The organism is Paenibacillus sp. RRE4 (genome assembly GCF_031844205.1).
Classification (GTDB): domain Bacteria; phylum Bacillota; class Bacilli; order Paenibacillales; family Paenibacillaceae; genus Paenibacillus; species Paenibacillus xylanexedens_B.
On sequence record NZ_JAUZUT010000001.1, the window covers coordinates 1,511,424 to 1,530,412 of the forward strand.

Annotated in this window: 19 protein-coding genes; 15 read left to right on the forward strand and 4 right to left on the reverse strand. The window is 47.0% G+C overall.

The genetic code is table 11. The features are described 5' to 3' along the window. The first annotated feature begins 2 nt into the window (after window positions 1-2). The gene (locus tag Q9R46_RS06940; RefSeq protein WP_311279400.1) at window positions 3-452 is read left to right on the forward strand and encodes an NUDIX domain-containing protein; all 450 of its coding nucleotides are present in this window, start codon (window positions 3-5) and stop codon (window positions 450-452) included. 100 nt (window positions 453-552) lie between these two features. On the opposite strand, the gene Q9R46_RS06945 is transcribed toward Q9R46_RS06940, so the two are convergent. The 3 genes from Q9R46_RS06945 to Q9R46_RS06955 all read right to left on the reverse strand — a co-directional run bounded on the left by Q9R46_RS06945 (window position 553) and on the right by Q9R46_RS06955 (window position 2,723). Then, the gene (locus Q9R46_RS06945; protein WP_311279401.1) at window positions 553-1,065 is read right to left on the reverse strand and encodes an ADP-heptose synthase; all 513 of its coding nucleotides are present in this window, start codon (window positions 1,063-1,065) and stop codon (window positions 553-555) included. Window positions 1,066-1,254: 189 nt separating this feature from the next. Further along, on the reverse strand, window positions 1,255-1,698 hold the full coding sequence (locus Q9R46_RS06950) for a DUF441 domain-containing protein (RefSeq protein WP_090921075.1): 444 nt from the start codon (window positions 1,696-1,698) through the stop codon (window positions 1,255-1,257). 5 nt (window positions 1,699-1,703) lie between these two features. Then, the gene (locus tag Q9R46_RS06955; RefSeq protein WP_311279402.1) at window positions 1,704-2,723 is read right to left on the reverse strand and encodes a YpdA family putative bacillithiol disulfide reductase; all 1,020 of its coding nucleotides are present in this window, start codon (window positions 2,721-2,723) and stop codon (window positions 1,704-1,706) included. A 179-nt stretch (window positions 2,724-2,902) separates the two neighbouring features. Between Q9R46_RS06955 and Q9R46_RS06960 the strand changes: the two genes are divergently transcribed. The 6 genes from Q9R46_RS06960 to Q9R46_RS06985 all read left to right on the forward strand — a co-directional run bounded on the left by Q9R46_RS06960 (window position 2,903) and on the right by Q9R46_RS06985 (window position 8,125). Further along, complete coding sequence (locus tag Q9R46_RS06960; protein WP_311280962.1) at window positions 2,903-3,496, forward strand: DUF2087 domain-containing protein; 594 nt, start codon at window positions 2,903-2,905, stop codon at window positions 3,494-3,496. Between the two features lie 460 nt (window positions 3,497-3,956). Next, window positions 3,957-5,051, forward strand: coding sequence for a ribosome small subunit-dependent GTPase A (gene rsgA / locus Q9R46_RS06965; RefSeq protein ID WP_311279403.1), 1,095 nt, complete (start codon window positions 3,957-3,959; stop codon window positions 5,049-5,051). Window positions 5,052-5,108: 57 nt separating this feature from the next. Beyond that, window positions 5,109-5,447, forward strand: coding sequence for a L,D-transpeptidase (locus Q9R46_RS06970; protein WP_311279404.1), 339 nt, complete (start codon window positions 5,109-5,111; stop codon window positions 5,445-5,447). A gap of 131 nt (window positions 5,448-5,578) precedes the next feature. Next, window positions 5,579-6,100, forward strand: a complete 522-nt coding sequence (locus Q9R46_RS06975; RefSeq protein WP_311279405.1) for a GNAT family N-acetyltransferase — start codon at window positions 5,579-5,581, stop codon at window positions 6,098-6,100. A gap of 144 nt (window positions 6,101-6,244) precedes the next feature. Then, window positions 6,245-7,726, forward strand: coding sequence for an aldehyde dehydrogenase family protein (locus tag Q9R46_RS06980; RefSeq protein ID WP_311279406.1), 1,482 nt, complete (start codon window positions 6,245-6,247; stop codon window positions 7,724-7,726). Window positions 7,727-7,972: 246 nt separating this feature from the next. Beyond that, window positions 7,973-8,125 carry a hypothetical protein gene (locus Q9R46_RS06985; RefSeq protein ID WP_167375738.1) on the forward strand — a complete coding sequence of 51 codons (153 nt, stop codon included), beginning with the start codon at window positions 7,973-7,975 and terminating at the stop codon, window positions 8,123-8,125. Between the two features lie 104 nt (window positions 8,126-8,229). Here Q9R46_RS06985 and Q9R46_RS06990 read toward each other — a convergent pair whose 3' ends face one another. Next, window positions 8,230-8,469, reverse strand: a complete 240-nt coding sequence (locus Q9R46_RS06990) for a hypothetical protein (RefSeq protein ID WP_090921063.1) — start codon at window positions 8,467-8,469, stop codon at window positions 8,230-8,232. Window positions 8,470-8,888: 419 nt separating this feature from the next. Between Q9R46_RS06990 and Q9R46_RS06995 the strand changes: the two genes are divergently transcribed. From Q9R46_RS06995 to Q9R46_RS07030, 8 genes are all read left to right on the forward strand, one after another. After that, window positions 8,889-9,209, forward strand: coding sequence for a hypothetical protein (locus Q9R46_RS06995; RefSeq protein WP_145329904.1), 321 nt, complete (start codon window positions 8,889-8,891; stop codon window positions 9,207-9,209). 54 nt (window positions 9,210-9,263) lie between these two features. Then, complete coding sequence (gene essC / locus Q9R46_RS07000; protein WP_311279407.1) at window positions 9,264-13,268, forward strand: type VII secretion protein EssC; 4,005 nt, start codon at window positions 9,264-9,266, stop codon at window positions 13,266-13,268. A gap of 16 nt (window positions 13,269-13,284) precedes the next feature. Continuing rightward, on the forward strand, window positions 13,285-14,115 hold the full coding sequence (locus Q9R46_RS07005) for a hypothetical protein (RefSeq protein WP_145412706.1): 831 nt from the start codon (window positions 13,285-13,287) through the stop codon (window positions 14,113-14,115). 6 nt (window positions 14,116-14,121) lie between these two features. Then, window positions 14,122-14,670 (forward strand): WXG100 family type VII secretion target, encoded by a 549-nt coding sequence (locus tag Q9R46_RS07010; RefSeq protein WP_311279408.1) that lies wholly within the window; start codon window positions 14,122-14,124, stop codon window positions 14,668-14,670. Between the two features lie 182 nt (window positions 14,671-14,852). Then, on the forward strand, window positions 14,853-15,128 hold the full coding sequence (locus Q9R46_RS07015; RefSeq protein WP_090921054.1) for a WXG100 family type VII secretion target: 276 nt from the start codon (window positions 14,853-14,855) through the stop codon (window positions 15,126-15,128). Window positions 15,129-15,284: 156 nt separating this feature from the next. After that, the gene (locus tag Q9R46_RS07020) at window positions 15,285-17,339 is read left to right on the forward strand and encodes a hypothetical protein (protein WP_145412707.1); all 2,055 of its coding nucleotides are present in this window, start codon (window positions 15,285-15,287) and stop codon (window positions 17,337-17,339) included. A 34-nt stretch (window positions 17,340-17,373) separates the two neighbouring features. Beyond that, window positions 17,374-18,126 (forward strand): vWA domain-containing protein, encoded by a 753-nt coding sequence (locus Q9R46_RS07025; RefSeq protein WP_311279409.1) that lies wholly within the window; start codon window positions 17,374-17,376, stop codon window positions 18,124-18,126. A 10-nt stretch (window positions 18,127-18,136) separates the two neighbouring features. Beyond that, the gene (locus Q9R46_RS07030) at window positions 18,137-18,979 is read left to right on the forward strand and encodes a protein phosphatase 2C domain-containing protein (RefSeq protein WP_145329910.1); all 843 of its coding nucleotides are present in this window, start codon (window positions 18,137-18,139) and stop codon (window positions 18,977-18,979) included. Window positions 18,980-18,989 lie beyond the last annotated feature (10 nt).

The following is an 18,989-nucleotide window of genomic DNA, read 5'->3' on the forward strand; positions in this document are numbered from 1 at the left end:
GAGTGGATCTGCCGACACGGGATATTGGGCAATATATTGCGAAACGTGCAAATATTGTAGTCAAAGCGGCCATTATGGCTACGAATGATCAAGGTGAGCTACTGCTCATCCAGCATGCGGAACAGGGGCATTGGCGAATTCCTGTTGGAGAGATGCGCCCCGGGGAAACGATTGAAGGGGCAGCACATCGTGAACTTTGGGAAGAAACCGGCTGGACAACGGAGTCGATGAGCTTTGAATCGTTATACTCTGGGCCGGAGTTGCGCCAAGTGCATGCAAACGGAGATGAGGAGTACTATGTTATCGCCTTGTTTAAGGCTCGAATTATTCTTGATCATCTTGTGGAAGCGCGGGTAAACAGCGATGCGGGATTAAAGTTTTTTGATCCGAATGCACTGCCTCCGATGAACAGCATCAGCCAAACGCTACTTGAACAGTCTGGCATAAAGTAATATGTGAAACTGAAGTGCATAAACTCCAAAAAGACCTCGACTGCCACTATAAAGTGAAAGTTGAGGTCTTTTGCATTCGTTCGTACATATGTTCTTGGGATTATACCTGATCCAGCGGTTCATCATCCATTGCAAAATCGAAATCATCGATATCAAACACCTGAACAGGTGATTCGGACTCAATGATCCGGGCGATTAACTCCACTTGATCGGTCAAAATCGGAATGCCAAGACGTTGGGATGTGAGAATAAGCTCTGTCTCTATCGGATCAAAATATTCTCCATATTGAGCGGTATCCATGGCGTTAATAATCGTAATGGAGGCCTGATCACCAAATAGAATGGCCGGGCTTTTTGCCCATGGTACCGCCAGGGCGCGCTCAATCTTTTTCTTATTTAAGGGCTCCTCAAAGTAGGAGATTAATTCATTGATCTTGGTTTTAACATGCTGATCATCTGTGGGATTATCCATCATGGGGTCAGCACTGCTCTGAAATTCATATAGTTCAAGGATGGTGGTGTAAGGAACGATATATTCCACAGGCGCCGGAGGCGCAAGCAATTGACCGTAAATAGCCACCATCACGGCTTCGGTAACAAAGGGACGTGACATGGTTCCTGAATCCTCCTGAGGACGATAAACGTCGTGAAGTGCTGAATGAGTTCATCTGACAAGGTGAAAAAGATGCCCATTCCCTGTTGCAAAATTCATGTATCGGTTTGCATGAATAGAAGTATAGCACAGAGCGGTGGGAAATACAGCCAGTTTGCAAAAGCATACACGATTACCGTACCATACGGTTCAGGATTTACCTAAAAGCAGGGACAGGATGCCCGCTGCGATCAAAGGCCCGACAGGTACACCTTTGAACAAGGCAACGCCAAGAACTGTACCGATCAAAAGGCCTGCCACAACTGTTGGCTGTGTGCTCATCAGCGATGCGCCGCGACCGCCCAGATAAGCTACAAGCAAACCAACACCAATGGCGAGTAGTGACTTCCAGTGCAGAAACGATTCACCAATGGTCTGCAAGCTCATTTTACCGCTGGCGAGAGGAGCCATTACACCAATTGTCAGAATGATAATACCCAGTGTGAGCCCGTATTTTTCAAGCCAGGGAAAGGCTTGATTGACATTAAGTACACGAAGCAGTAACAGGAATACCATCGCTACAGTTACAGGTGTGTTACTGCTAATGATGCCAAGCGCTGCGAACACAAGCAACAGGAGGGAGGTCATATCCATGGATTTCATTGCTCCTCAGACTGAGCATGATGTTTGCCGCCACGATGTTCTGTTTGGCTAATGATATGTTCAGCAATGTACCGTCCATGCCAGCGGCCTGACTCAATGAATACTTCATTGGCATTGCGCCCCGAAGCGATAACTCCGCCCACATAAACGCCTGGTACACTGCTTTCCATCGTTTGTGGATCGTATAATGGCTTATCCATATCCTCAGACATCTCTGCTCCAATGGAAGCAAGCAAATGGCGGTCAGGTCTGAAGCCGGTCATGGCGAGCACGAAGTCATTCTCAAGCTCGCTTTCCGAACCGTCTGTATGCACAATTCGAATGGAATCATCCAGGATTTCATTGACACGTGAACCAAGATGAAGCGTAATGCGGTTTTTCTGCACCATACTTTCGAATAACGGGCGAACCCAAGGCTTAATATGCTCGGACAGACCTGTACCGCGGTAGACCATATCAATATGAGCGCCAACCCGGACAAGCTCCATGGCGGCGTCAACTGCTGAGTTACTTCCACCAATGATAGCCACGCGTGTATTGGTATACGGGTGTGCCTCGCGGAAGTAATGCGTGACTTTATCCTTGTCTTCACCTGGTATGCCGAGATAATTCGGGTGATCGAAATAGCCGGTAGCCACAACGACATGTCGTCCCTGATGTACGATGGCTTCTCCACGCCGATTAACCGTATGTACCTCGAAGGTGCCGTCTTCCTTACGCTGGATCTCACGGGCTTCCTCATAATTATGAATACGCAGGCCGAAATGTTCGGCTACTTTGCGATAATAGGCAAGTGCTTCATAACGAAACGGCTTGTCATTGGCCGAACTGAACGGCACGTTCCCGATCTCCAGCAACTCCGCTGTACTGAAAAATTGCATATGAGTCGGATAGAGATAGATGGATTGTACGATATTGTGTTTCTCAATAATGACAGCGGACAATCCTACCCGCTCACATTCAATGGCAGCGGACAGACCGCATGGGCCTCCGCCAATAATAATGACATCTTCCATGTTCTTAATCCTCCTTCATTACAAGCAATATAATCCTACCGTAAATAACACTTCAATGCCAGTTCTGCCAGGCAACACAATGTGATGAAAAATCAAAAAATAAATTGAATTGACTTCCAGAATGTTAAAGATTACTATCTAATTAGATATTTATCTAATTCAATGTGAGGTGTACAATGATGCAGCTTGAGAAAATTGTGGCCTATCACAAAGCCTTGGCTGATCCTACACGGCTACGGATGCTCCTGCTTCTTTCTGAAGGAGAACTGCATGGACAAGCGCTGGCGGAGCGCCTTAACTTGTCTCAGCCGACGGTGACTCATCATGCTGCCAAGCTGAGAGAAGCTGCGCTGATTCAAGAGCGGCGGGAGAAAAATACGGTTTATTTTGCACTTAATCCTTCGTTTATTCGCGAACATGCCCAGGCTTCAGTTGATTTTATTTTCAAAAGAAAGGAGCAGTCTGATATGACAGATGTGAACGAAACCCTGAAAGCGTCCATCATGAGAAACTTTTTTTCCAAGGATGGCCGGCTTCGTCAAATTCCTGCACAGTACAAGAAAAAGCTGGTTGTGCTTGAATATCTGGTGGAGCAATTGGAGTTCGGACGCAAGTACAGCGAGAAAGAAATCAATACGTTTATTCAGGAATACCATGAGGATTTTGCTACCCTTCGCCGGGAGTTTATCATGCATCAGTTCATGTACCGCGAAGACGGAGTGTACGAATTAAATCCGCGGGAAATGTGGACGAGATGGGATCAGGTGAAGTAGAGATAGAATAGCAATAAAAAATAATGGGCTTGACAAACGCACGACAGACTGTGTAACATGATGGCATATTCTACAAGGGAGGCGATGTTCATGACAAATCTAACGGCAGTATACGTGGAGTTGAATAGGAACAGCGTCTCCGGAACGGATCAAGGTACATCGATTTTGCAATAGCTGGATAGAAATATCCAACTTTGGCGAGCGATGATAAGACCTTCAGACAAAGTCACGGGTGACGTACCCGTGGCTTTTTTTGTGCTGATAAGGGGAGTTCCAGGGCTGGGATAACGGATCGGGCATAGGATGACCGTTATTCAACATGCTGTGGAGGCTGCTTTATATTCGGATAACTATGGATTGCCGCGGGTCTGAACAACCTCGTGGTTTTTTTGTTTGGATCTGTATTCGGAGATGAAGAAACATAAACAATCTGGGAGGAATTTTTATTTTAAATCAACGTATGGAAAATAAGGGGATTGAAAATTATGGCTGGTCTGCTACATGGGAGAAACGATGGTCTGAGGAACAGTTGAGCTGGGAATCCAGACGGCCTGCCCGAATCGTCGCGGATCATGGACATATGCAGCGTCTGATCACAGTTGACGGAGAATGTTGGGGCAAAGTGTCAGGAAAACTTCGTCATGATAGCTTGGAGACAGGACTTGCACCTGCTGTTGGCGATTGGGTTGCTGTGGCAGGGGAACAGGGTGAGGAAGTGATTATTCATCATGTATTGCCACGTCAGAGTCGTGTATCCAGGCAAGCCGCTGGCCCGGTAACGAAAGAGCAACTGATTGCAGCAAACGTAGATACTCTTCTGATCGTTGCGGCGCTTAATCATGATTTTAACCTTAGAAGACTTGAAAGATATGTGTTAATGGCTTGGAACGGGGGAGTAAGACCGGTTATCGTCCTGAGTAAAAGTGATCTGTGCGATGATGTGCAGGGACGAATCCGTGAAGTGGAGGGGATTGCACCGGGCGTGGAGGTACTGGCGATCTCGGCAATCGAAGGACAAGGGAAGGAAATGCTGGAAACCTATCTGAAACCAGGGGCAACCGTAGCGCTCACAGGCTCCTCCGGAAGTGGCAAGTCCACACTCGTTAACTGGATGATGGGCAAGGAGGTTCAGATTACGCAATCCGTCCGCGAAGGGGACAGCCGTGGCAGACATACAACGACGCACCGGGAGATGTTTGTATTACCACAGGGAGCCGTCTTGATCGATACGCCGGGCATGCGTGAACTTCATCTCTGGGACGAAGGAGAAGAAGGTCTTTCTCAGGCTTTTGGAGAGATTGAGGAGCTGTCTGGCACGTGCAGATTTATGGATTGCAGTCATACGAAGGAAGAGGGCTGTGCAGTTAAAGAGGCCATTGCAAACGGTGAGCTGGATGAGAAGCGGCTCCATAACTTCCTCAAAATGCAGAAAGAAATGCAGTATCAGCGGCGCAAGGAAGAGGTGGCTTCGCGTAAACGGACTGCTTCAAGTAAACCGGTAAAAACACGCAAGGCCAAGCATGCACAGCGGGCCAAAAATTGGGAACAAGACTGATATGAGGCGGGGCATTCGTATCTGTCTTGCATAGGATAAGGCAGGAGGGATGTGGTGATGCCGAATTACAGAATCATCGTGGACTTGTCCGACCATATGTTGTATCTGCTGGATGGAGATCAAGTTGTGAAAGGTTATCCGGTAGCGACAGGTAAAATGCTTACCAGTACTCCAAATGGAGAATTCACCATTATCAACAAACAAGAGAATCCTGGAGGGCCTTTTGGTGTGCTCTGGATGGGTCTGTCCGAACCCCATTACGGCATTCATGGAACGAATGAACCTTCGTCGATTGGCAAGTCCGTATCACATGGCTGCATTCGCATGTATAATTCAGACGTGCTGGATTTGTCCTCGAAGGTATCCGTTGGAACCCGAGTTACGATCCGGCCATAGGCCGGATTCTTCTTCTATTTTAGGAAACGTGATGGGCATGATAAACGTGATAGATATAGCAAACGTGGTGAATGGTAATCGGGCCATTAGTGTGGAGAATTTCATTTTAAGAGAGGAGGAGGAAAAAATCTATGCGAATTAGACGAGCACGTGAGCAGGATGCGCGGGGGATCGCATACGTACATACAGAGAGCTGGAAAACGACCTACCGCGGAATTGTGCCAGATCATGTTTTGGATTTTTTGACTACAGAATCCCGATTAGCTCAGTGGGAACAGCAGTTACGCTCTGGCGAAAATGACCTGATTTTGATCGTTGCTGAGGATGAAGAGGGGAAAATTGTCGGTTTTGCCTGTGGAGGTAAGGAACGGGAGGGTCAATTACCCTATGATGGCGAACTGTACGCCATTTATCTGCTGAAGTCTCATCAGCAATCTGGAATAGGCAGACAACTTGTGAAGAGGGTGGTTCAGCATCTTCAGACATGCCAGATTGGTAGTATGATTATTTGGGCTTTGGAGCGAAACCCGGCATGTCACTTTTACGAAAAAATGGGCGGTATACCTGTTCATACACAGTCGATTCGTATCGGGGATGAAGATCTGGCGGAAATCGCGTATGGCTGGTCTGATCTAACTTCTTTTGAGAATTAGTGCACACGTTGCTTTACTCATGTTGTGACAAAGCCAGCTCGCTTTTATGGTTGCATTATCGGTTTGCCTAACTTCGAACCAGGTTAATGAATGAGACATCGTTTTTTTTTGTACATTCTAATCTGAAGATCGGAGGCGCATGTCATGACTTTAGTAGATAACCAACATAAAACGGCAACGTGGACTAAACAGTTCATTTCAGGTAAATGGGTGGAAGGCTCAGGCGAGAGAACGATAGAGAACATTAATCCTTATACGGGTGAAGTGATCGCGACCTGGCGTTCTTCCAGTCAAGAGGATATAGATCAGGCTTATCAGTCTGCGCAAAAGAGTTCGGTGGAATGGAGAGCAGCGTTGCCTTCCATTAAGGAAGGGGTGCTCCGGAAAGTCTCGTCTTTAATGGAAGAACGAAAAGATGAGATTATACATCTACTCATTACGGAATCCGGCAGCACACGCATCAAAGCTGAAGCGGAATTTGCCGCAGCGAGACGTATTGTGGATGAATCGGCTTCATTTCCTTTTCGAATGAAAGGCGAATTGCTTCCATCCAATACGCCGGGTAAAGAAAATCGGGTAGTCCGTGAGCCCAAAGGGGTTATCGGCGTTATTGGACCATGGAATTTCCCGCTACATCTATGTTTGCGTTCCGTTGCACCCGCGATCGCACTCGGCAACGGTGTGGTGATTAAACCCGCTTCGGATACCCCGACTACAGCAGGCTGGCTGATTGCGGATCTGTTTGAACAAGCGGGTCTGCCAGAGGGGGTATTAAATGTAGTCGCCGGAAGTGGCAGCGAGATTGGGGATTATTTTGTCACACATCCAATTCCCAAGGTAATCTCATTTACGGGTTCTACAGAAGTGGGTAAGGGCATTGGTAAACTCGCCGGTGAACATCTCAAAGAAACTGCACTGGAACTCGGTGGCAACAATGCGATGATCGTTCTGGATGATGCGGATGTTGAGCATGCGGCACAAGCTGCTGTGTTCGGTAAGTTCCTGCATCAGGGTCAGATTTGCATGGCGCTAAACCGTATTATCGTACACGAAGATATTTACGATCGGTTTGTTCAATCCTTTGTTAACAAAACGAAACGTATACATGCCGGTGATCCGACTGACGAGAAAACATTAGTAGGGCCACTAATCCGAAAGAAAGAAGTGGAACGGCTTCTTGAGCTAGTAAAGCAGGCTAAAGAGGAAGGGGCACAATTAGTGCTTGGCGGAACACATCAGGAGAATGTACTTATGCCAACCGTGCTTGCAGATGTCCAACGCGAACAGGAGATTGTACAGCAGGAACTATTCGGACCAGTAGCTATCATTATGAAAGCTAAAAATGAGCAGGATGCTATTGGGCTGGCTAATGATACTCCTTATGGTCTGAGTGGCTCTGTCTTTACGGCAAATTTGGAGCGTGGGTACAAGGTGGCAGGGCAGATTGAAGCAGGTATGGTACATGTCAATGATCAATCAGTGAATGATGAAGCCCATGTCATGTTTGGCGGAGAGAAATCGTCCGGTATAGGTCGTTTTGGCGGAGACTGGGCGATTGATAAATTCACACGTACACGCTGGATCAGTCTGCAGCATCAATTCCGGGAGTATCCGGGCGTGAACTAAGTCGAATATGCATGAATAGAGAGAGGCGGTCAGGGATTTATCCGAGTCATTTCGCGATGAAGCGACAGGAGGTGCATGAAGCCCGTCTGAGCGATATTGGGACGGGCTTTTGCATCATTTTACAACGGATGCAAATAACAATCTCGATCGAATGAAAAAGCTGTTTGGGCAACTTCTGATCTGGTTATTTATGGATACACGGGACGAAGTACTCCGTAAAAATCATGGCAAAGGGGCTTGGAACTTATGTCCATTGACCGCTTTATTTTAAGGAAAATAAATACCTGTCAGGAAGAACATACACGAGAAAATTTAGTTAGACTGTTTGTCATTCGGATACGAAAAGCTGAGTTTGCAGAAGAACATGATGCGGCTTACGTGTTGGAAAAGCTGAAATAAGAGGGTGCGGATATGCCCAAACCACGTCAAAAAGGAAGCTTGTCCTGTATAGGGAAGCTTCCTTTTTCATGGTAACGCATAAACGAAGGTTGCTGGACTCTTCTTCAATATAACGATAGAGCAAGAGAGTCATTTTCACTGCGGCTATGAAGAATAGCTTCGCCGCCAACAATTTCAATACTAATCAAAGAGTGCAGACATTTTTGCAAAGCGCGTTTACCGTTACTGATCTTATGCTCAAGAGCACTGCTAAGCAATCTTAATGTTTTTTGCACAGGTTGTTTGTTTTCTTGATTAAAATATACAGGGATTGATTTGTCTTGAAAAGTTATTAGAGTTCTCACTTGAAATCACCTCACGAGAGTTATTTCATACAGGTAATATTAAATACCAATGCTTAAAATTACCTTAAAATCAGCTTATGAAAACATAAAGGTGGATAAAGTTTGAAAAGTGTTCACAATTCAATTGTGGACGAAGGAATAAAAGTCCCGAATTCCTTCTTTCTTTTTCTATTAAATGGTAATCACAGCGATAGTTTCGCATCGTTGCAATTTTTTTACCAAACAATGACACGAAAGTTCTGAGTCAAATGGACGATATTTTAATATAAACGTGGGTCATATGTAACAAAATTACAGTGGATACGTTGCAAACAAGGGTTTTATATAAGAAAATAGGATGGAATACCGTTTCACTCGCATTTTTTTGATTTAATCTGACATTAGGACAATTTACATATGAGACCTTGGGAGGGATTCACATGATTCTAACCGTGTATTCCGGCCGGGAGGAAGGCGAATGGTTCGACATTGAGGTTCCGGATGAATGCACCATTGAACACCTGAAGACGTTGCTCGGTGTACGAATATTCGGACAGGCTCCGGGGGATGGCATTCAGTATATTTTGGAAGCTAGATTTCCTGAAGGGCTATGGTTTACCCCCCAGAACGCCCAGCAACTAATGGAGACGGGGCTACGTCAGGGAAGCTGTGTGCGTGTGCAACGTGCTTTTTCAACGACTACTGAAGAGGCCCCCATCTACGGGAGACGTTCCTTATTTCAGCAGGAGAGCAACGAATAACGCTTTGCGGCGTATCATTCATTAACTGAACGACTAAAAGGAGGTCTTTTCTTCGTGAATGTGTTATATCAGCGTTCTCCAAGAATGACACCGGTTTTGAAGGAAGAAAGCCTCGAAATTCTCAGGCCGCCTGCAGAGCCGAACAAACCTACATTTTCCATGATTTCAATCGTGGTTCCCGTCATGATGACGATGGTCAGCATCGGTTTCTATGTGTACATTAATATGACTGGCAAAATGAATAACAGCAATTATATGATGTTCCAGATGATGACGGTTATGATGATGCTCACATCTTATACCATCCCGTTCTTTGTATATCTCAGTAATAAAAAATCATATCGCAAAAAGATCGAGGAACGTAAAGCGATGTATCTTGCACAGCTGGATAAACATCGTGAAGAATTGAAGGAAGCACAGGTGGAGCAAGTGAAGAGCCTGCATGAAATCCATGGTGATCCATCCGTCTGCCTGCAAATTGTCAAAAACCGAAACAGCTCGCTTTGGGAACGTTCCCCGGAAGATGACGATTTTTTACAGGTACGTATTGGTACAGGGGAGATTCCGTTTCGGATCAAACTTCAGGTACCGCGTATCGATGGATATGAAAAGGATGAGTTGATTGAGGCCGCTCATGGACTCGCTGCGGAATTCCAGACCGTGCCTGATGCCACGATAACCCTGCCTCTATTCGAATCCAAGGTGATGGGGCTAGTGGGTGAACGGGAAGAAGTGATGGCTTCGTTACGTGTTATCGTCTCACAACTTACGGTAAGGCACTCACCGGATGAACTGAAACTTGCTGCATTTTATGAAGAAAAGGATACCAAGGAGTGGGAATGGCTCCGCTGGTTGCCTCATATTTGGGATGAGGATCAGGGACAGCGATATATGGCCGACAGGCACAGCAGTGCGCATCAATTGGCGGACAGCTTGTTTTCCGTGTTGAACCGCCGCCGTAATAACAAGGAAGATCGCTACAAAAAAGCGGTGCAAACTCCTTGTTACGTTATCATTCTGTCGGATACGCAACTGATCGAAGAAGAACCTTTACTTCCATTACTGCTGGAGGCTGCGCAAGAGATTGATGTATGCACGATTGTGCTGGCGAACCGCAAACAATCCCTGCCTATGCACTGTCAGTTAATTATGGAAGCTTCCAAAGGCAAAGGAGTGTACATCAAAAAGACGGAAGATGCGGATGTCATCTCGCAGACATATAAACCGGATGTGATCTCCAAGGAGACGGCAGAGGCGTTATCCCGTTACATGTCACCGATTCGCCTGAAGCGTTCCTCCGCTTCGGAGATCCCGCAAGTGTTGCCACTATTCGATATGCTCAGCACTTCACGTGTGGAGGATCTGGATGTTGTCTCCCGTTGGGGGCAAACCAGATATCCGGACACACTGCCTGTACCTATGGGGGTAAGAGCTGGTGGTAAAAAAATAGCTATTAATCTGCACGATAAAATCGAGCGGCAAGGGCATGGTCCCCATGGTTTGATTGCGGGTACAACCGGCTCAGGTAAGAGTGAGGTTATTCAGTCTATTGTTGCTTCACTGGCAGCTGAGTTCCATCCACATGATCTGGCGTTCATGCTGATCGACTATAAGGGCGGAGGCATGTCTAATACCTTTGTCGATCTCCCGCATGTTGTAGGTACCATTACGAATCTGGATGGCAATCTCATTGAACGTGCCAATGTTTCTCTTCGGGCTGAACTGGTGAGAAGACAGAAGATTTTAAATGATGCGGGGAACCTGCAACATATTGATGAGTACTATAAGATTTTGCGTTCAAGACATGAACAACCATTGCCGCATCTTGTGATTATCATAGATGAGTTTGCTCAACTGAAACGTGACCAGCCGGAATTTATGGATGAGTTGATCAGTATTGCCGCGATCGGCCGGACGCTGGGGGTTCACTTAATTCTCGCAACCCAAAAACCTGCGGGAGTCGTGGATGATAAAATTTGGAGTAACTCGCGTTTCCGTATCTGTCTTCGTGTTCAGAGCGAGGGAGACAGCAGAGATATGATAAAAATTCCGAATGCTGCCTGGATTACGAAGCCTGGCCGAGGTTATTTTCAGGTCGGCAGTGACGAAGTCTTTGAAGAAATGCAGTTTGCCTGGAGCGGCGCACCTTATAATCAGCAGGAGGATTCAACGACGGTACTGCCTGTAATGGAAGTACGCCTGAATGGCAAACGTGAACCACTGCTGACAGGAGAGCGAAGAGCTGTTCTCAAGGGAGAGGATGTGCCGAAACAGCTACAAGTGTTTATTGATTATGTGGCAAAGGCTGCTACAGAAGCCGGCATAGAGCGTTTGCCTGGACCTTGGTTGCCTCCGCTTCCAGAAATATTGGAACTGGACGGCCTGCACGACTGGAAGCAGAAGGAGAAAAGAGAATCTCTGCTTGATGACGGGGCTAACGGTCTCAAACCTTTGGTTGGTATGCTGGATGATCTTCCGAATCAGCGTCAGTTGCCACTTGCATTGCCTATGGATCAGGGGCATCTTGTCGTATATGGCATGCCTGGACTTGGTAAAACGACTTTTGTTCAAACGTTATTAATGTCTCTTGCCCGTACGGAGCGCACAGAGCCGTGGAACGGATACATTATTGATATGGGACGTATGATGAAAGACTTTGCTAAGCTTCCTCAGATCGGTGGCGTGATGATGGCCGAAGAGGAAGACCGGATCAAGCGCTTGTTCCGTTATATTCTGAAAATCTCGGCGCAGCGCAAAGATATGATCTCGGAGGCCGGGGTTAAAACGATTTCGGCTTATCGTCGTACGGCTCATGCTACAGTTCCACAGATTGTTGTGGTTATTGACGGATATATGTCTTTCCGTAATGCTTACCCCGATGAGAATGAATCGCTCGAGACCATTTTGCGTGAAGGCGGAAGTTTAGGTATTACCTTTGTGCTGACCGCCAATCGGGTAACCGATATTTTCGAAAAATTCAGAAGTAATATTCAAAATGCTGTTTCATTTGAGCTCTCTGATCCAAGTGATTACTATTATGCTGTGGGGCGGCCTTCCAAGGCGCCAAGCCAGCTACCTCCTGGCCGAGGTCTCGTGAAGGGACAAGTCCCTCCGCTAATGTTCCAGGCTGCTCTGCCATCTTCAGGAGCGGACGAGGGTGAACGATCGGCCGCTTTACGGAGGGCAATTACAGAGATTCGTCAAGGTTGGACGGGTGAGGAAACGCCACAAATTGCGCCACTACCGGAAGAGATCAAGCTTAAAGATTTGCTTGTTCGTACAGGTTCCTTCGGCAAAGTAGGGGGAACTTCAACGGTAAATGTACCTGTGGGTCTGCTCACGGATGATTTGGAGCCGTTTGAACTTAATCTGCGTGAAGGTCCGCACTTTATGGTGACCAGTCCAATGGAAGGTGGTAAAACGACTTTCTTGCAAACCTGGATGTTGTCACTGGCCTACCATGCTTCACCTGAGGATGTGCAAATATACACGGTAGATATGAGGTATGGGTCAGGTGGATTAGGTGAAATCAGCAGTTTGCCCCATGTCCGTGGACACGTATCGAGGGAAGAATTGCTTGCGCCTGTCATTCAGGAATTGTACGATGAAGTTCTAAAACGTGGTGAAATTACCGGAGGACCCGATATCGTACTTGTCGTGGATGATGCGGACACCTTGTCCAAACAGCTCACCGATTTTAATATCAAAGATCAGCTCGGTGTTATTGTTCGTCAGGGCAGAGACAGAGGCATTCATGTGATTCTCTCAGGCGTTCCGGCGGATTTTCCAACGTTCGGTTCGGATTGGGTAAGTGATGTAAAAGCATCCCAAAGCGGTTTGCTGTTCGGGACTTTGGACCCTAATGATCTCTCGTTCTTCCGTATACCTTATTCGGAATCCGGGGGTACCGCAGGTGGGCTGAAGGTACTGCCACCAGGTCAAGGTTATTATATAAAACGCAAATATTCCAGGGTTAAAGGTGCAATTCCATGCGATAACAGCTGGAAAATGGATAATTGGATTTCAGAAATTCGTGACCGATGGCATGTTGTAGTTTGAGGGGAGGTGGCTCATAATGTTGACGGTTCATGATTCTAAGCAAAAGGTAGTGACGCTGCAGATTAAGGAACTATTTTTCCTGGCTGGTATTCTCGGTTCAGATCGATTGCTCGGCGTGGAAGACCCTTTCCGAGGTTATATGGCAGAAGATATTGCCATGGAATGGGAGCGTGTCAAAACCTCTTTGCTAGACAAAGGCTACTTGATTCAGGATCAAGATACCAATGAGCTGATCATGACACCAACCGTTTTTTCCAGAGTAGCCATTGCCGGATTATCCGACAGAGCGTGCTGGCTCCGTTATACAATTGACGGGAAGTCGCAGGAAAGTTATATACACTGCACGGATGAACGGGTCGTTGAAGTAGCCCGCGCTACGGATGTCCCCGATTCGTTCCGTCTAAGTGACTTGGGAAATGTTCGTGAAGCCATTAATGTTCTGATTGAACGAATGAAGTGGAGCGGCCATTCTCCAGTGGATAAACCGGCACTGATGTGTTCCAAGAAAAAGTTTTATGATGTCATGAACGGCTTGAAGGGGTATGAAGTACAAACCGTTGCTGATGAGCTCTCGCAGGAAACGAATGATCCTGAAGGTTCACTGGCATTAGCACGTTGTCTGGTAGGCAAGCAATCTGATGGAGAGCTCAGATTGCTTGTATGGGGACAGGAGGGCTGGCAGTCACAATCGGCGGCATTTACCGCGAGTGCAGCCTCCAACTGGTTATTCCGTATGAGCACGGCGGCTTCGGATGACTGGCTCGTTGCAGCGCTCACAACAAAAGAACAGTTTCACGAAATGCTGCTGGACTGGCTTAAACAGCCTGCAGGGGAAGAGGAAAGGTGATGGTAAATGCGCATTCGTGTGGAACCGGATGTGCTTCGGGCACTGAGCAGGCAGATTCAGTATGCAGCGGAGCAAATACAGCAAAAAATGACAGTGTTGGATCAGGCGATACATTCCCTGGATTGGGATATCGAGTCCCGTGCAGCGGTGATGAGCGAATGGAATCGTAGTAAACGGCTGGGAGAGGAAGCCCTTCGTCGTTTGATAGACTTAAGTGTACAGCTTGGGCGCAAGGCATTGTTATTTCAACAAGCAGACATGGAATATCGTTCCGTGCTGAGTCATGTCAATGTGGCCTATGGCAATGCGGTCAATATGCTGAATGTTCTTCAGAGTAGCCGTAGTGGCGATATCCTGCCTGCACATGCTGCTGATGTAGCTGTTGTATCCGACCCGCTTTCCGCTATGGCGGCTGTGTACCGGATACAGGATAGTGCTCCACCTGATGGTTCTCCGGCGACCCTTGTTCAGGCTACACAGCTTGAGCCTGTTGCATGGAGATTCAGAGACCCCTCTTTTCGAGAAAGAAGAGGAACTGAACCTGTAGTTTCATAGCGGCCTAATTAATATAGTACAACTGCACGTTAAATAAATTGTAAATAGTCTGTTAGTTGAAGTTTCATATGCTAAAAATGGGGTAAATAGGATTAGGTCCTTCGGCTTTTGTCCGAATGATCCTTGTATAGTACAATTTGAACAAACAAATTTAATTGCACACATCAAGGAGGAATTTAACAATGGCAGGACGTATTTTAGTTACCCCAGAACAACTGGATCAGGTTTCGAACCAATTCAAACAAAGTGGAGAACAAAGTCAACAAATCGTATCTTCATTGACTCAATCCATCACAAGCATGGAAGGACAATGGGAAGGTATGACGAAGCAACGTTTCTTCCAAGAGTTCCAGGAAGCTAGCAAACAAATGCAATCCTTCGTTCAAACGTTGAATAGCATTAGTGTAGAACTTTCAGCAATCGCGACTAAATTCCGCACAGCAGACCAATCTCGTTAATCTGCTCCTACATAGGTCCAGACGATTTGATAATTTGCGTCGTTCTGGCCATATGCGGGCATCGAGTTAAAGATTGCAAGATTACGGCAAAAACCGGGTGGATTACACCCGGTTTTTGCCGCAACTATGACACAAAAAACAGAGAGAGGGATGAGCATGTCTTTTCAACCGAATCCCGGCGATGAAGTGGTGATTAATGATATCGCCTATACGATTGGTCAGCATCCGGCTGCGCCGGGGCTTGCTTATGCCCAAGCGGGAAGGCAAGGAATAGTGTATCAATTGATTCCCCGCACGGGTACCATTCATGGGGCGAAAGCACTAAAAGTATTTTTTCCAAAATTCCGTATCCCGGCTATGGTCTATCAGTCCGAGCATATGGAGCCATATAGTGAACTGCCAGGCTTGCGGGTATGCAAGCGTGAAGTGCTCACTCCGGAAAGAAACGGAGCGCTTATTGGAGAACATCCCGATCTGTTATATGCAGTACTGATGCCATGGATACAGGGTCTGACCTGGTTCGATGTGATCAGTGATCAAAAGCAGCTGACAGCGGAGGAAAGTCTGCAGCTGGCTAGAGCACTTGCAGGTACAGGTTCTGCAATGGAGCAACGTGGACTCGCACATTGTGATATGTCTGCTCCTAATGTAATGATTCCGTTTTTTTCCGAAGTGCAGAACTCGGCCATGACTTCTGCAGTTGAACTGGTTGATGTGGAGCAGATGTACGGCTCCAAGATGGATCGACCAGATGCGTTGCTTGCTGGTTCACCTGGTTACGCAGCCCATCGAACGGTGCACAGCGGCTTGTGGAGTTCTTATGCTGATCGATTTGCCGGAGCTGTTATTATCGCCGAGATGTTATGCTGGTCTGACCCTGCCGTCGTAGAGAAAGCTTGGGGAGAGAGTTATTTCGACCAACACGAGATGCAGACTTCGAGTGAGCGTTATTTTGCGATGCGCGGTTCCCTTGAGAATCGCTGGGGCTCCAAATTATCAGATCTGTTTATCCGGGCATGGGAAAGTCATGATCTGAGCAGTTGTCCAACGTTTGGGGAATGGTACATTGCCCTTGCGTCTGTAGACACCCGGCAGGCTGAGGCCTTTCTGGCTGCTCTGGAAGCGCCGCAAGAGGATGTAACAGGATCTTCAGAAACGGATGTGGTTGCGAGGCCAAAAGACTATGAAACATCAACAAGTGTGAAACAAGATGCGGAAGCTGGCAATACATCGAATTCAAAACAATCTCCGGACCAGGAGGCCGTTGTGAACCGGCTGTTTTTACAAGCGAGAGCGCTGGAGGATGAAGACAAACCAGCGGCGGCACTTGAGGTTTATCGTTCACTGTATCACTTCATTCCGGATAATAGTGCAATGCAGCTGGAAGTAGAGGCCGCGATCAAGGAACTGGATGCCAAAATCAACTCAAACACGGAGAACGCTGAGCCGGTAGTGATTCCATTCTACCGTTCCAGAAAATTCATGATCTCCTCGGCAGTGCTCATTGTACTGCTTGCCGGGGGTGTACCCACAGTTAAAATCCTTGCCGATCAGGCCGAGGTTAAACAGCAGGAGGCTGCTCGTATAGCCGCGGCAAAAGCAGCAGAAGATGCGGAAGCCGATAGGCTCAAACAGGCAGAAGCCGAAAAGCAAAAAGCTGCAGAAGCGGCAAAGCAGGAAGCTGCTGCAAAGAAAAAGCTTGCTGAGGCTAAACAAAAGGAAGCGGAAACGAAGAAACAAGAGGAAGAACGAAAAGCCTTGCAGGCTAAATACGACAAGCAGGCTAAATATGAAGCTTATCTGGCGAAGCAGGAGCAACAGAAAAAAGAAGCAGCACGTAAAGCACTGCAAGCAAAATATGACCAGCAAGCGAAATATGAAGCTTATATAGCGTGGAAAAAAGAAAATGACGCCAGAATTGCAAAAGAGAAGGCTGCTGCCGAAGCCAAACGCAAGCAAGAGTTGGCGCAGAAAGAAGCTCTTAAGAAAGAACGTGCTCAAAACGTCGTTACTCTGATTGCAAGCTATAACAAGGCATACAACGCGCAAAAAGGCAGAAAAACAGATAATGCACTTGCCTATGCGCGTGATTTCAAAAACCTATATAATACGGATGCTTCGTATTTTAAAGGGGTAGGGAAAGTGGCGGCGCGGATGAGTGCGATCAACAAATTTTTGAGTAATTCCAAGTACTCACTACCGGACTTATAAATTTATATTGAATAATAGAGGTGACACACTCTAGATGAACTACACAATTCAAGCGTCACAACGTACGCCAGCACTTATTATTTATTTAATTGATATTAGCGCCTCCATGAATATGGTTCTGGATAATCGTCGCCGGATTGACATCGTTTATGATGCTTTATCTTTGGCGATCCGGCAAATGGTATTTCGTTCAACCAAAGGAAATCGATTGACGCCGCGTTACCGAATCGCTATTTTGGCCTACAGTGATGATGTATATGATGTATTAAACGGGATTAAAGGAATCGATGAGGTTGCGGCTGTAGGTTCGTTGCCTGATTTGACACCTAAACGTTTCTCGGACTCCGCAAAAGCATTTTTGCAGGCAGAGAAAATTTTGCAAGCCGAAATACCTAATATGCAGGACTGCCCGGCTCCGCTCGTATGTCATATGACTGATGGAGTTGCTACCGGTGAAGACCCGGAGCCGATTGCCAAGCGTATTATGGGCATGAGTGTGCCGGATGGCAATGTTTTGGTTGAAAATATATTTATAAGTGATCATCTGCTGGAAGCTCCGATTGCAGAGCCTAGACGATGGAAAGGGATCTCTCCAGAGACGAACCTGCAAGACGAGCATGGAGAGAAGTTGCGTAATATGTCATCCGTGCTGCCTGAAAGCTATCGCGAAATGTTGGTGGAGGCAGATTATTTGCTGGCACCAGGCGCACTCATGATGTTGCCTGGCACTTGTGCAGAACTGGTATCCATTGGATTCCAGATGTCTGCTGCAACACCTGTAAGATAGGAGGGGAATCATGCGAGCAGTGCGTATGGCAACATTGTCTGCCAGTGATCGAGGAGGACATGCGAAGCAGCAACAGGACAATTTTCGCTATGTAAGCATTCAGACTGGGGAACAGCCGTTAACTCGCTATCAGGGCAAGCTGAAATGCAGATACGGATATGGACGTGCAGCAGAAACCGTGAACCAGGGTGACGCAGGGCAGGATTTTGTTGCGATTCGCATGCAAGGTAATGTCTGTCATTTTGTATTGTGTGATGGAGTTGGCATGAGTTATCTGGGTGATTTTGCTGCGCGTTTTCTCGGTAGTGCGCTACTGGAATGGCTTGAAACGACGTCATCATTAACCGCTGAAGGGGTCGAACAGTTTCTGCAAGGTCTAACGGGTTCTGCATCTGAACAGTTAGAACAATTACAGCCTTTGGATACCTCGCCTCTTCTGTTACGGGAGGTGTTGATGGAAAAGCGAAGCCAAGGTAGTCAGGCCATGTATGTATGCGGACGCATTGAACTCACATCTGGAAGACGGAAGAGCCGAGTCTGGCTGGCATGGCAAGGAGATTCCAGAATCCGGCTCTGGCGTAATGGACAGGAGCAGTCGGAACAATTCCAAACACATTGCAAGACCAATGAGCGTTGGTCTACACGAGAAGGTTCCATAGGTGGAAGACCCCATGTTTTCGAAATGAAAGGTTCAGGGAGTGAATCATTTCGCCTTCAACTGTATACAGACGGACTGAATGATCTCGATGCCATTGGTACATACATCCCGGATGAGCATATTCAAGTGTTGCTGGATGCCGCCCATACCGGCGGACTTGAGGATGATGCCGCTTTCATCGAACTGGAGTGGTGAACGCGCCCTG

What these genes read in the sequence shown, in the direction of transcription:
- Q9R46_RS06960 (WP_311280962.1), top strand. Translation starts at nt 2,903, where the DNA reads ATGCAGCTTGAGAAAATTGTGGCCTATCACAAAGCCTTGGCTGATCCT.
- Q9R46_RS06950 (WP_090921075.1), bottom strand. Translation starts at nt 1,698, where the DNA reads ATGGATATGACCTCCCTCCTGTTGCTTGTGTTCGCAGCGCTTGGCATC.
- Q9R46_RS06995 (WP_145329904.1), top strand. Translation starts at nt 8,889, where the DNA reads ATGATTCTAACCGTGTATTCCGGCCGGGAGGAAGGCGAATGGTTCGAC.
- Q9R46_RS06975 (WP_311279405.1), top strand. Translation starts at nt 5,579, where the DNA reads ATGCGAATTAGACGAGCACGTGAGCAGGATGCGCGGGGGATCGCATAC.
- Q9R46_RS07005 (WP_145412706.1), top strand. Translation starts at nt 13,285, where the DNA reads ATGTTGACGGTTCATGATTCTAAGCAAAAGGTAGTGACGCTGCAGATT.
- Q9R46_RS06980 (WP_311279406.1), top strand. Translation starts at nt 6,245, where the DNA reads ATGACTTTAGTAGATAACCAACATAAAACGGCAACGTGGACTAAACAG.
- rsgA (WP_311279403.1), top strand. Translation starts at nt 3,957, where the DNA reads ATGGAAAATAAGGGGATTGAAAATTATGGCTGGTCTGCTACATGGGAG.
- Q9R46_RS06985 (WP_167375738.1), top strand. Translation starts at nt 7,973, where the DNA reads ATGTCCATTGACCGCTTTATTTTAAGGAAAATAAATACCTGTCAGGAA.
- Q9R46_RS07020 (WP_145412707.1), top strand. Translation starts at nt 15,285, where the DNA reads ATGTCTTTTCAACCGAATCCCGGCGATGAAGTGGTGATTAATGATATC.
- Q9R46_RS07025 (WP_311279409.1), top strand. Translation starts at nt 17,374, where the DNA reads ATGAACTACACAATTCAAGCGTCACAACGTACGCCAGCACTTATTATT.
- Q9R46_RS07030 (WP_145329910.1), top strand. Translation starts at nt 18,137, where the DNA reads ATGCGAGCAGTGCGTATGGCAACATTGTCTGCCAGTGATCGAGGAGGA.
- Q9R46_RS06955 (WP_311279402.1), bottom strand. Translation starts at nt 2,723, where the DNA reads ATGGAAGATGTCATTATTATTGGCGGAGGCCCATGCGGTCTGTCCGCT.
- Q9R46_RS07010 (WP_311279408.1), top strand. Translation starts at nt 14,122, where the DNA reads ATGCGCATTCGTGTGGAACCGGATGTGCTTCGGGCACTGAGCAGGCAG.
- Q9R46_RS07015 (WP_090921054.1), top strand. Translation starts at nt 14,853, where the DNA reads ATGGCAGGACGTATTTTAGTTACCCCAGAACAACTGGATCAGGTTTCG.
- Q9R46_RS06970 (WP_311279404.1), top strand. Translation starts at nt 5,109, where the DNA reads ATGCCGAATTACAGAATCATCGTGGACTTGTCCGACCATATGTTGTAT.
- Q9R46_RS06945 (WP_311279401.1), bottom strand. Translation starts at nt 1,065, where the DNA reads ATGTCACGTCCCTTTGTTACCGAAGCCGTGATGGTGGCTATTTACGGT.